Here is a 12,780-nt window from a genome sequence, read left to right on the forward strand (position 1 = left end):
GCAAAAACTTGAACTTGGCTTTTACAAAACTGACGTGAATTCTCCTATCATGAACCTTGATAGAGAGGTTAATCGGAATCAAACCCTATCAATTACTGATACAGTGTTGGTACGCTTTATCAGGACAAGCTCTAGAAGGGAGTCAGAGAATCCGCCGCCCGTGCCAACGGTGGGAGCCATTACCTTATGAACCTGTGGCTGTTTAAACCCTCGACGGAAGCAGAGGCACTTTTGTAGAGGAAGTCCGTCAGCAGAGTCAGGGAATATTTACCACACAGCCATCTAATCCATAGGTGACATAGATATCATATTTAAAAATTGATGTCAATACCTATCTAGTGATTTTAGAAGCAACGGGCTTTCTGGGTAACAAGCAACAGCTACTGTTCGTATAGACAGTGTGAATGAGTTGTCGTTCAGTTTAGAAAGCTTAGTCGTCATAAAATAAAATAGAAAAAATTCAGATAGTTACTGAGTCTGTAACACTCACTCAAGATAGTGAATCATATTTTTATCGATTGATAAAGAAACACTATCGGAGCAAATGATGCTGATTTTCATCTAGAATTGTAATTTCTATACGGGGATTAAATGGATTATCTTTATTAAGGTAATTTTCAAGAAAATGAGGTTCCAGAATGAAATGTAATCCACGAATAATAGAATTAACTAAGATGAACTCATAAATTTATAACGCATAAGAATCCCTTGAAAAAGTTAGAAAAAATCAAACAATGATAGACGTTCCAATCCGAATATAAATAAATTGTATGGGTAAGTCCTAACGTCACCCTGTATAAGTCAGGTAATCCCACTCAAGAATAAAGCGACATGAGCAACGGCAAGACCCCAGTACGACATGGCAGACCCATCCAACTCTCAATAATTACCCAATTTTATCCGCCTGACTACGCCGCGACAGGACAGCTCATTGAAGAACTCGCTGTTCGGCTGGGGAAACAGAGTCTTTTCGTTCAAGTCTTTACAGGACAACCGGGTTATGCATTTCACAACCAGTCTGCCCCAGCCCTTGAGCATTTCGAGGGAGGGGTAATTCAGCGATCGCGTGCCACTCGAATTTGGTCGAAACGCATCCGGGGCAAAGCTGTTAATGGATTGCTATTTTGCCTGCGTGCTGGACTTCATTTGCTTAAGAGTCGCAGTCGCGGCGATATCCTTTTAGTGACGACTGCCCCTCCCTTCTTACCAATTTTGGGATACTTGGTCAAGAAGCTCTTCAATGTCCCCTATGTCTGCTTACTTTACGATCTCTATCCCGATGTAGCTGTTGAACTGAGTGTCATCTCTCGCCATCATTGGTTTGTACGACTTTGGGATACGATAAACCGCCGCATTTGGCGGCAGGCTCGACAAATCATCGTACTTAGTCCATCTATGAAAACGAGGATTACGGCAAAATGTCCGGAAGTTCGGGGTAAGATTTCGGTCATTCATAATTGGGCAGATGCTAATGTGATCGTACCCATTGTTAAGCAAGAAAATTGGTTTGCCCAAACCTTCAATCTGGTCGATACCTTTACAGTTCTCTATTCCGGCAACATGGGACGCTGCCATGATATGGATACGATCTTGGAAGCGGCAGAACTCCTACAACACGATTCAATTCAATTTGTTTTCATCGGCAATGGTGCCAAACGCAAAGCTTTTGAATCTCAAGCCACTCAGTTAGGTTTGAAAAACTGCTGCTTCTTACCGTATCAAGATAAACAAAACCTGCCCTATTCCCTAACCGCCTGTGACTTGTCCTTGGTGAGCGTGAGTGTTGGCATGGAAGGCTTAGTGGCACCTAGCAAGCTTTACGCCGCCTTAGCTGCGGGGCGTCCTGTGGCAGCGATTTGCGAATCCCACTCCTATTTACGGACAATAGTCACAGAAGCCGGATGTGGTGAGGCTTTCAATAATGGTGATGCTTCTGGTCTAGCGGCTTTTATTCGACGCTTGTCCACCGACACTCACCTTGTCAAGCAAATGGGTGAAGCAGGACGGTACTACCTAAAAACCCACTTTACACCTGAACTCATTGCCAACCAGTACTCACAACTGCTGCACAAGTCAGTAATCGAGGGATGGGAATCATGCGCATCAACTACTGTTGGAGCCGTTAATCCTCACCCCCAACCCATCTCCCATCCAAAAAGAGGTAAATAGACAATAGCGATCGCAATCTATTGTTATCAGAACAATCCGCTGCTAAAAATCTACTCCCCGCTTCAAATCCACACCTTTTTCGCAGTAGTGTTTGTGACAAATCATCTCGGAATGAACGGCGGCAAGGTCAAAATATGTCGGTTGATTTTTGCAGCGACCTGTAATAATAACTTCCGTATCGCGGGGTTTACGCAGCAAAGCATCCACAATCGGTTCCACCTGCAACAGTTCTAAGTCAACGGTGGGATTTAGCTCATCCATGATGATTGTTTTATACAAACCCGATGCTAGGGCTGCTCTGGCAATTTCCCAGCCCCGTTCTGCCTCAACATAATCTAAAATCTGCTGTTGACCCCGCCAAACGATCGCATCTCGACCACAGCGGTGATGATCGACTAAATTGGGGTAACTTCGTCTCAAGGCTGCGATCGCTGCATCTTCTGTATACCCACTTCCCCCTTTAAGCCACTGCACAATTAGCACTCGATGGGACTTATCGGTGCTAATGCCCCGACCGATTGCCTGCAATGCCTTCCCCAACGCATTGGTTGATTTGCCCTTGCCGTTTCCCGTATAGATTTCAATGCCCTCAATCCCCTGTTCTCTAGAAATGGGATGGTCATGGGGGACAGACTCGGTGTGCAAATCGGCGATATCCAGGAGGGCTTGGGGCGTTCCTCGACCGGTGACGATAATTTCTAGATAGGGGGATTTGTCTTTCAGTGTCTGAACTACCTCCTCTACTGCCAACAAACCCAAATCTAGAACGGGATTCAACTCATCTAAGACGATAACAGAATAGAGTTCAGAAGCGATCGCGCCCTTGGCAACATCCCAACCCCGGTGCGCTTCCAATGCATCAAAGCGAGTCACTTCCTCTTTCGTAAAAAACGAATCTCGTCCTGTGCGCACTTGATCAATTAAATGAGGGAAGCCCCGACGCAGCGCTTCAATTGCCGCATCTTCATCGTAGGTACGCCCTGATCCTTTCAGAAATCTCAGCAGCAAGACGCGGCTAGACTCAGTGGAGTCAATGCCCAATCCAATCGAGCGCAATACAACGCCCAATGCTGCCTGAGACTTGCCTTTACCAACCCCATCGTAAACGTGAATTTGACCGGTGATGCGCTCGGAACGCTCAACCGCCGTGCGAATACCAATACCCGTTCTGGTCATTCGGCTCCTTGAAACGTTAGAGAGTGAACTACTCAGACTACAACACTTTGTGAGTTGGTGTGGTACGGTTCCTCTCTCGTTTCTATCGTCCCCATAAAAATACAAAATTCCTTATTCATGATTCCTAATGCCCTGACCATTTTCTTGAGATTCGTAGAAAAGCGCTTCCCTAGCGGTTTTTACTGACCAATCTTCATTTTGACCACCAATAATTAATCGTTCGATTTGGACATATTCCTTTTCGAGCTGTTTGAGAGAATTGATCAAGACATCAAGAGCGAACGCATCACTTGTACCCAAATCAAACCAGCAGCGTCCCCAAGTCCCTTGATACTCAAAATCTGCTTTATTATGCATCAGTGCCATCAGACTGCTGTCTGCTTGACGCTCATCATAGTCCATGTAGCTGATATCAACACCCATTTCCTGAACTTGGAGGTTTTCTGCATCAAATCCTCCCAGTTTGCCTAAGTAAAACCACGAGTTGAACAGTTCTTCAATGTATTCCTTTTCCATGGGGGAAGGAACGGTGCTGAATTCCAGCCAAATCCACAAATCGAACGGGTTATACTCGCGGAACTGTACCTGCATTACTGTTAAATTTCCAGGGTTTCGACCATTCTAACCAAAAGTAGCAACCTATACCAAGTTACCCTCAAAAACAACAACGTAATTGAGAACTTCCTATTCCCTCTTTCCTTCTCTCTTTCTCAAAGTTACGGCTTAGAACGCAGCTTGGTATTAAAGGTTTGGCAGAAATTTTTGGTAGTCTTGATGAAATAGGCTGTACTCTAAGAATTTTAATACTGTATAATAAAATACGATCTTCCCTTTATGCATATTTTTGCACTTGAGTCAATGAGATAGTCCTCTAATAGTATAAGATGCACACTATTGTGAGGAAATTATAAAGGTTTCATCAAGATCAAGAAAGCGTTTTTTAAGACTTGATGAAGTCGGTGTTTATTCTTGTCTGTCTAGATGAGAGATCAGGTATACTCGTGCAGAGCCAATAACCCAGCGATGATCCTAATGAGCGTGGGATTGAAAGACAACAAGCTTTGTCAAGGGGCTGCTAAATGACTTTTAGGAGGTTAAGATTGCGGAGAAAGCTTCTTTTATAATAGTGTTTTCATTTGAAAATAAACAGCCCAAGTCTTTTATTATAAGGCTTTCAACGCTTTTATTGTTTACGAGCTATCTAAAAACGCTGTATCAGCCTTATCTGTGCGTAATCTACTTAAAACGCCCAACTGCAAACCTTATCCTGGATCAGAAAAGTCTAGTTTAAAAAGTGCAACCTGTGCAGTTCTAGGTTAAATTGACTAAAACAGAACCATAATCCCTGATCTAGAAGGAAGGTCTTCTAGATATGACTGAGAAAGCTTACTTTTTCAATCCTAATTCATTAATCTATGAATTTGCTTATTTTTCCCGATAGCCAGAGGTGACGCAAGTGTCTTTAATTCTACCCGATCTTGAAGACAAGCATCTCCAAGGCAGCGATAAACCGCTTGTCACCATCGGTATGCCGATCTTCAATGCCCAGAATTACCTGCGAGAGTCGCTGGAGGCACTACTGAATCAGACTTTCTCTAATTTTGAGTTAATTATTTCTGATAATGCCTCTACTGATAATACCGAAGCGATTTGCCGAGAATACGCCAAACAGGATTCTCGGATTCAATATTATCGCAATCCTAAAAATGAGGGAGGAGCCAAAAACTTTAACCTGGTTTTTGAGCGCGCTCGGGGAGACTACTTCAAATGGGCAGCCTATGACGATTTGTGTGCTCCAGATTATATAGAGCAATGCCTGGAAGTCTTAGAGCGTGAACCTTCTGTGGTTTTATGCTATCCACAAGCCAAGGAAATTGATGCCGATGGCAATGAAGTCAGTCTTTACACAGAAAACCTGAACCTTTATTCATCAAAGCCACACGAACGGTTTTATCAACTTTTGGAAACCTATGGTTGGTATCATGCGACTCAAATTTTTGGGTTAGTGCGCACTGAAGTGCTGAAACGAACACAGATGATGGGGAATTATCCCCATGCCGATAGAGTTTTGCTAGCAGAACTGGCAATTTGCGGTCAATTTCATGAAGTTCCAGAAATTCTGTTCTTCCGACGAATTCACCCGCAAAATTCGCAACAGAGTAACAAAACAGATGAAGAACTAGCTATAAACTGGTTTGATCCCAATAACCGGGGCAAACTGCTGCTACCGAGATGGCGGCGCTATATCGAGTACTGCCGTCTGGTTTGGCGAACTCCATTGAGCGGAGGGGAAAGGCTGAAGTGCTACGTGCAAATTTTGCGACGTTTGCTGCTGTCGCCGGGATTCCCAATCCGAATCAGGGGGATGGTAGAAGAGTTAAGGAAAGCGATGAAACTACTGCCACACTTCCTAGCAGGACTATCGAACGAACAAACAACACCACACAAGTAAACAGAGACGAACCATGAAAGTCGCTATTCTGGCTGGTGGACTTGGCACTCGCCTTGCTGAAGAGACAGGCGTAAAGCCAAAGCCGATGGTAAAAATCGCCGGAAAACCCATTCTCTGGCATATTATGATGCACTACTCCTATTATGGCTTCCGTAATTTTGCGATCGCCCTCGGCTATAAAGGTGAAGTCATCAAGAAGTACATGGTAGACTATTGCTCCTTAAACAGCACTCTCACCGTAGATTTTCCAACTGGAGAAGTGACGATGAAAGGCGGGCGCATACCCCCTTGGAAAGTTGATTTAGTGGATACCGAGGTTCATACCCAAACAGGAGGGCGGCTCAAGCGTCTTACTCCCTACCTAGATAATGAAACGTTCATGCTCACCTACGGAGATGGTGTATCTGATATTAATTTATCAGAGCTACTAGCATTCCACCGCTCTCACGGCAAATTGGCAACTCTCACAGTCGTCCATCCACCCGCACGCTTTGGTTATTTGGAACTTGATGGTGAGTACGTCAAAGAGTTCTCAGAAAAACCGCAAACCCGAGAAGGATGGATTAATGGTGGCTTTTTTGTTCTAGAACCAGCAGTCCTTGATTACATTGACGGGGATGATACCCAATGGGAGAAAGAACCCTTGGAGCGATTGGCAAAAGATGGGCAGCTCATGGCTTATCAGCATACGTCCTTCTGGCAATGTATGGATACCTTGCGCGATAAGCGATTTTTAGAAGCCCTTTGGCAGAGTGGTGATATACCCTGGAAAGTTTGGGAGGAGCAAAATGCGTTTATTACTGACCGGTCACAAGGGCTACATTGGGACAATTCTGACCCCTATGCTGTTGGCAGAGGGGCATGAGGTTGTCGGTGTTGATAGCGATTTGTTTGAGCAAAGCACCTTTGGGGATGGGATAGTCAATATACCTGAACTGAAAAAGGATATTCGTGACATAGAAGCATCAGACCTGAGGGGATTCGAGGCTATATTACATTTAGCGGGTCTTTCTAATGATCCCCTTGGCAACTTGAATGCGGAGTTAACTTACGAAATTAATCATTTGGCATCGGTGCGTTTGGCTGCCTTGGCAAAACAGGTAGGGGTAGAACGCTTTCTTTTCTCATCCTCTTGCAGCACTTACGGCGCAGCAGGTAAGGATAAAGTCACGGAGGAAGCCCCATTCAATCCCGTTACCCCTTACGGAGAGTCAAAAGTGCTAGTCGAACGGGACGTCTCAAAACTGGCTGATGATGACTTCAGTCCTACATTTCTGCGCAATGCCACTGCCTACGGTGCATCGCCCCGTCTACGTTTCGATTTGGTGTTGAATAATCTGGTTGCCTGGGCAGTGACAACCGGACGAATTTATATTAAAAGCGATGGTACTCCTTGGCGTCCCATTGTTCATATTGAAGATATCTCACGGGCTTTCATTGCTGTATTGCACGCACCTCGGGAAGTCATCCACAACCAAGCGTTCAATGTGGGCAGTACAGAGGAGAACTATCAAATCTGCGACTTAGCTGAAATTACGCGGGAAGTCGTTCCTAGTTGCCAGATTGAATATGCTCCAGACGGAGAACCAGACAAACGCTGCTATCGAGTAGATTTTAGTAAAATAAGGCGAGTCTTACCCGAATTCAAACCCCAGTGGAATGTACGGCTGGGGGCAAACCAGCTTTATGAAGCGTACCAGAAGGTGGGGCTATGTGTGGATGATTTTGAAGGATCGCGCTACAAGCGTATCGACCACATTAAACAACTGCTAAGTAGCGATCGCTTAGACCTTACCTTACGCTGGAGGAGTTACGCAAACTCATGAAAATTGCTGAAGCACTCCCTCAGGGAAAAAAAGCAGGAAGCATTCGAGGTTACTGTCGGTTCTGCGAAACACCCTTACAACATACCGTTGTCGATTTGGGGATGTCGCCGCCTTGCAACCGGATTCTCACCTTTGAGCAGTTGAATCAGCTCGAAGCATTCTATCCTCTACAGGTGTTTGTTTGCGATCGCTGCTTTTTAGTGCAACTGCTTGAGTATGTCAGTCCGGTGGAAATCTTCAACGAGTATTCCTACTTTTCGTCCTATTCAGATTCTTGGTTACAACACGCCAAAGGATACACAGAAACGATAGTAGAGCGTTTCGGATTGCACGGGCAAAGTCAAGTTGTGGAAATTGCCAGCAATGACGGTTATCTACTGCAATACTTTATGGAGAAAGGGATACCTGTTTTGGGAATAGAACCCGCCGCGAATGTAGCTGAGGTGGCGCTGCAAAAAGGTATTCCCACCGTGGTGAAGTTCTTTGGAGAGCAAACCGCTCACGAACTAGTTGCTGAAGGGAGGCAAGCTGACTTACTTATAGGGAATAACGTATTGGCTCATGTTCCTAATCTCAACGATTTTGTGGCGGGGATGAAGATTCTCCTCAAGCCCCACGGCGCAATTACCATGGAGTTTCCCCATCTGATGCGTTTGATGGAGTGTAACCAATTTGATACCATTTACCACGAGCATTTCTCCTATTTCTCGTTCACGACGGTTGAAAGAGTTTTTGCCGCCCACGGATTGACTTTGTTTGACGTGGAGGAGTTGCCTACCCACGGAGGTTCTCTGAGAATTTACGGCTGTCATACTGAAGACCAGTCTAAACCAATTCGCGATCGCGTCACTGAATTAAAACATCGGGAAGATGCTGCTGGTTTGACCCGTTTAGACACTTACTTTACCTTTAGTGAACAGGTCAAAGCTACTAAACGTAAGCTATTGGAGTTCTTGATTGCCGTCAAGAACCAGGGAAAATCAATTGTGGGTTACGGTGCCCCTGGTAAGGGGAATACTCTCTTAAACTACTGCGGCATTCGTTCTGATTTTATCGACTATACGGTTGACCGCAGTCCCTACAAACAAGGACAATTTTTACCAGGAACTCATATTCCCATCTTTCATCCTGACAAAATAAAGGAAACCCAACCGGATTACTTGCTCATCCTGCCTTGGAATCTCTTAGAGGAAATCACCGAGCAAATGTCTTATATCCGTGATTGGGGGGGGCAATTTGTTGTTCCGATTCCTGAAGTCCAGGTTTATCAATGATTTTCACTGAGACGAAGCTAAAGGGCGCGTTCTTTATTGAACCGGAACGATTGCAGGACGAACGCGGCTTTTTTGCCAGAACCTGGTGTCAGCAAGAATTTGAACAACAGGGACTGAATCGGCGATTGTTACAGTGCAACATTTCTTTCAATCCTCAAAAGGGAACCCTGCGGGGTATGCACTATCAAGTTGCTCCTCACGCGGAAGCTAAACTAGTGCGGTGTACGGCGGGAGCTATTTATGATGTCATTCTCGATCTACGTCCTGAATCTTTAACCTTTAAGCATCATATCGGTGTGATTCTTTCAGCAGAAAACTACAAAATGCTTTATGTGCCTGAGAGGTTCGCCCATGGATTTCAAACGTTGGAGGATAATACAGAAGTGTTTTACCAAATGTCAGAGTTTTACCATCCCGAATCGGCAAAAGGAGTCAGGTGGAATGATCCAGCCTTTGGCATCAACTGGTTGCTTGACGTTACGTTAATTTCTCCCAAAGATCGACACTATCCTAATTTTATTTCATGAGAGATTTTTTATTATAGTAACAAGGATGAAAGGACTCAAGGGACTACCTCCAGTCTGGTTACGGTATTTAATCATTGCCGTTTTAGGGTTAGGCATATTTTTTCGAGGGGTTAACCTCGACGGAAAAGTCTTTTGGGGAGATGAAGTTGTGACGTTGTTGCGCATTTCTGGCTACACACAGGCAGAATTTGTGCAACAGCTACCTTACAATCAAGTTATTAGCATTGAGGAGTTGCAGAAGTATCAGCGTCCTAAACCGGAAAGCAATGTGAGTGATACGATTGGCTCGTTAATCGCCGAAGATCCCCTGCAACCGCCCTTATATTTTGCTATTGGGCGATTTTGGGTCGATGGGTTTGGCAGTTCGCCGACAGCAATCCGCAGTTTGTCTGTTCTGTTGAGCTTACTTGTGTTTCCCTGCCTTTATTGGCTATGCCAAGAATTGTTTGAATCCCCCTTAGTGGGATGGATAGCGATCGCTTTATTTGCCATCTCGCCGTTCCACGTCCTCTATGCTCAAGAAGCTCGACAGTACAGTTTGTGGACTGCTACCATCCTGCTATCGGGTGCAGCTCTTTTGGGGGCGATGCGGCGGCAAACTCGGCTGAGTTGGGTGATTTACGCGGGGACGACGATTCTGGGGTTTTACACTCACCTTTTTTCGTTATTTGTCACCCTAGGACAGGGAATTTATGTAGCGATCGCCCAGCGCTGCCGTTTGAATAAGATAACGATCGCTTATCTACTGGCATCAGGTGCAGCTTTTTTAGGGTTCCTTCCCTGGCTTCTCAATGACAAAGTTGACGAGCCAACTTGGACTGCTCAACCCATGTCTTTGCCGTCTTTAATCAAAATCTGGGTAGGGAATATAACGCGGATTTTTTTCGATTTAAATTTTGATACCAATACTCCGCTAATCTACGCCATTCCTCCGACTTTAATCCTACTAAGCTTGATCGGATATGCCATTTATTTTCTGTTTCGCCACACCCCCCAACGGATTTGGCTGTTTATTTTAACCTTGATTGGTGCGACGGGGCTGGCTCTTATCCTCCCTGATGTAATTGTCGGCGGCAGGCGTTCGAGTATTAGTCGATACCTGACACCCTGTTACGTGGGTATTCAGTTAGCGGTTGCTTACCTGCTGGCAACCCAGATGGGTTCTAGAGGTTGGCAGCAAAAGTTTTGGCAGGTTGTTACTGCTGGACTCATTTCCGTTGGAGTCGTGTCCTGTGCATTCAGCTCCCAAGCTAATACCTGGTGGCACAAGAAGCCTAATCATTATAATCCCCAAATTGCTCGGATTGTCAATCAAGCTCCCCGCCCCCTTTTAATTAGCAATGAGGAGGCGATTTACTGGCTAGTGTCTCTAAGTTATCTACTGGAACCTAAGGTGCAATTACAATTAATAGTTGATCCAACTGTGCCTGAGCGTTCTGAAGGGTTTAGTGATGTGTTTTTATTCCATCCCTCCCAGAATTTGCGAGATGGAATTGAGGCAAAATTAAAAGATGAGATAAAACCGAGTTTTGAACAGGGTGGACTTTGGTATCTGGAAAAATCCTAATAAAAAGGATTCGCTTTTCTAAATCTTGATAAAACCTTAACGAAGATTAATAACATGACTCAGAAAGTAGCGATTATTATTGGAGCCGGACCGGCGGGATTAACAGCAGCTTATGAGCTGCTCCAGAAAACCGATATTAAACCCATTGTTTATGAAATGAGTAATGAAATAGGAGGGATTTCTAGAACGGTTAAGTATAAAGGCTATCGTATGGATATCGGGGGACACCGATTCTTTTCTAAGTCCACTACTGTTATGGATTGGTGGTTAAAGATTTTACCGATAGAAGCCAGCCAAACTGAAAAAATAACTATTGCTTATCAAAATAAAACCCAGGAAATTAAAGCTACAGTTCAAGCAGAAGATGCAAAAGAAACGGATTTAGTCATGTTAGTCCGTAACCGCAAATCCAGAATATTTTTCCTCAGAAGCTTTTTTGATTATCCGATTAAATTAAACAAGAATACAATTTTTAATCTGGGTTTTAATAGGACGTTCAACATTCTATTTAGTTACTTAAAAACTCGGATCGCGCCTATCAAAAATGAAAAAAATTTAGAGGAGTTTTTTATTAACCGTTTTGGCAGAGTTTTGTATCGTACATTCTTTAAATCCTATACGGAAAAAGTTTGGGGAGTTTCCTGCTCAGACATTAGTGCCGAGTGGGGCGTTCAACGGATTAAGGGTTTATCCATTTCAAAAACCATTGAACACATTCTCAGAAAGATACTAAGGCTAAACTCTAAATCTATAGCTCAGAAAAATGTTGAAACCTCTTTAATCGAGCGATTTCTTTATCCGAAATACGGACCGGGGCAGCTTTGGGAAGAGGTGGCAGAGCGTATTCAGGCAGGGGGAGGAGAAATTCATCTTAATGTTGGGGTTAAAAAGCTATTTTTAGACGGAAATCAAATTACGTCTGTAGACCTGGGGAATGCAGTCACAGGTGCGACTGAACGGGTAGAAGGAGACTACTTCTTTTCCACTATGCCTGTTAAAGAGTTAATCAGGGGATTGCAGACGGATATTCCTTCAAAAGTGAGTGAAGTGAGTGAGGGATTAGTTTACCGAGACTTTATCACGGTCGGTTTATTAGTAGAAAAACTTTCAATCCGAGATAAAGATAAAAGCAAAAAATTGATTCAAGACAACTGGATTTACGTTCAGGAACCGGATGTCTTGTTAGGTCGAATTCAAATTTTTAATAATTGGAGTCCTCATTTAGTTCAAGATATTTCTAAAGTTTGGTTAGGATTGGAGTATTTTTGCTATGAGTCTGACGAGTTATGGCAGATGAGTGATGAAGCGATGGCAAATTTTGCCATTGATGAATTAGCCAAAATAGGCTTTATCTGTAAATCAGATGTATTGGATAGTACAGTAATTCGAGTCCCTAAAACTTACCCAGCTTATTTTGGCACTTATCCAAAGTTTGATAAAATCAAAACCTATCTTGAGCGTTTTCAAAATCTTTACTTGATTGGCAGAAATGGAATGCACAAGTATAACAATCAAGATCATTCGATGTTGACGGCTATAGCAGCGGTAGAAAATATTAGAGATGGGGTCAATGATAAATCGAACATTTGGGAAATAAACACAGAGCAGGATTATCATGAAGCTAAATCTCACGAAAAAAGTACAGCGAAAAAAACGAAACCTAAGCGCTTTTTCAGTCAATCTATAGTCAATTTTTTAAGAAAAATTGGATTATAAACTGCATTTTTTCTCAATTTTTTGATTAGTAATCAGGCTAAGGAAAACGAACAGCTTGATAATCAACCAAAAA

11 protein-coding genes are annotated in these 12,780 nt (G+C 43.7%); 9 read left to right on the forward strand and 2 right to left on the reverse strand.

What is annotated here, in order from left to right; translation table 11 throughout:
• Positions 1-49: 49 nt before the first annotated feature.
• Both IQ257_RS01380 and IQ257_RS01385 read left to right on the forward strand, forming a co-directional pair.
• On the forward strand, positions 50-190 hold the full coding sequence (locus tag IQ257_RS01380; RefSeq protein ID WP_193873357.1) for a hypothetical protein: 141 nt from the start codon (positions 50-52) through the stop codon (positions 188-190).
• Positions 191-831: 641 nt separating this feature from the next.
• The gene (locus IQ257_RS01385) at positions 832-2,169 is read left to right on the forward strand and encodes a glycosyltransferase family 4 protein (protein ID WP_193873358.1); all 1,338 of its coding nucleotides are present in this window, start codon (positions 832-834) and stop codon (positions 2,167-2,169) included.
• 42 nt (positions 2,170-2,211) lie between these two features.
• Here IQ257_RS01385 and IQ257_RS01390 read toward each other — a convergent pair whose 3' ends face one another.
• The gene (locus IQ257_RS01390; RefSeq protein WP_193873359.1) at positions 2,212-3,345 is read right to left on the reverse strand and encodes a cob(I)yrinic acid a,c-diamide adenosyltransferase; all 1,134 of its coding nucleotides are present in this window, start codon (positions 3,343-3,345) and stop codon (positions 2,212-2,214) included.
• 111 nt (positions 3,346-3,456) lie between these two features.
• Positions 3,457-3,936 carry a DUF3531 family protein gene (locus tag IQ257_RS01395; protein WP_193873360.1) on the reverse strand — a complete coding sequence of 160 codons (480 nt, stop codon included), beginning with the start codon at positions 3,934-3,936 and terminating at the stop codon, positions 3,457-3,459.
• An 865-nt stretch (positions 3,937-4,801) separates the two neighbouring features.
• Here IQ257_RS01395 and IQ257_RS01400 point away from each other — a divergent pair.
• From IQ257_RS01400 to IQ257_RS01430, 7 genes are read left to right on the forward strand one after another with little or no spacing between them, the layout of a single operon-like run.
• Positions 4,802-5,797, forward strand: coding sequence for a glycosyltransferase family 2 protein (locus IQ257_RS01400; protein WP_193873361.1), 996 nt, complete (start codon positions 4,802-4,804; stop codon positions 5,795-5,797).
• Positions 5,798-5,810: 13 nt separating this feature from the next.
• Complete coding sequence (gene rfbF / locus IQ257_RS01405) at positions 5,811-6,662, forward strand: glucose-1-phosphate cytidylyltransferase (protein ID WP_193873362.1); 852 nt, start codon at positions 5,811-5,813, stop codon at positions 6,660-6,662.
• Positions 6,586-7,623 carry an NAD-dependent epimerase/dehydratase family protein gene (locus tag IQ257_RS01410; protein WP_193873363.1) on the forward strand — a complete coding sequence of 346 codons (1,038 nt, stop codon included), beginning with the start codon at positions 6,586-6,588 and terminating at the stop codon, positions 7,621-7,623. Before rfbF ends, IQ257_RS01410 begins: the two co-directional genes overlap by 77 nt.
• Complete coding sequence (locus tag IQ257_RS01415) at positions 7,620-8,897, forward strand: class I SAM-dependent methyltransferase (RefSeq protein ID WP_193873364.1); 1,278 nt, start codon at positions 7,620-7,622, stop codon at positions 8,895-8,897. Before IQ257_RS01410 ends, IQ257_RS01415 begins: the two co-directional genes overlap by 4 nt.
• Positions 8,894-9,424 carry a dTDP-4-dehydrorhamnose 3,5-epimerase gene (rfbC, locus tag IQ257_RS01420; protein ID WP_193873365.1) on the forward strand — a complete coding sequence of 177 codons (531 nt, stop codon included), beginning with the start codon at positions 8,894-8,896 and terminating at the stop codon, positions 9,422-9,424. Before IQ257_RS01415 ends, rfbC begins: the two co-directional genes overlap by 4 nt.
• A 25-nt stretch (positions 9,425-9,449) precedes the next feature.
• Positions 9,450-10,991 (forward strand): glycosyltransferase family 39 protein, encoded by a 1,542-nt coding sequence (locus IQ257_RS01425; protein WP_193873366.1) that lies wholly within the window; start codon positions 9,450-9,452, stop codon positions 10,989-10,991.
• Positions 10,992-11,045: 54 nt separating this feature from the next.
• Entirely contained in the window at positions 11,046-12,707 is a 1,662-nt protein-coding gene (locus IQ257_RS01430) for an NAD(P)/FAD-dependent oxidoreductase (protein WP_193873367.1), read from the forward strand.
• The last annotated feature ends 73 nt before the right edge of the window (positions 12,708-12,780 follow it).

Origin of the sequence: Coleofasciculus sp. LEGE 07092, from assembly GCF_015207375.1 — a bacterium.
GTDB lineage: Bacteria > Cyanobacteriota > Cyanobacteriia > Cyanobacteriales > Coleofasciculaceae > LEGE-07092.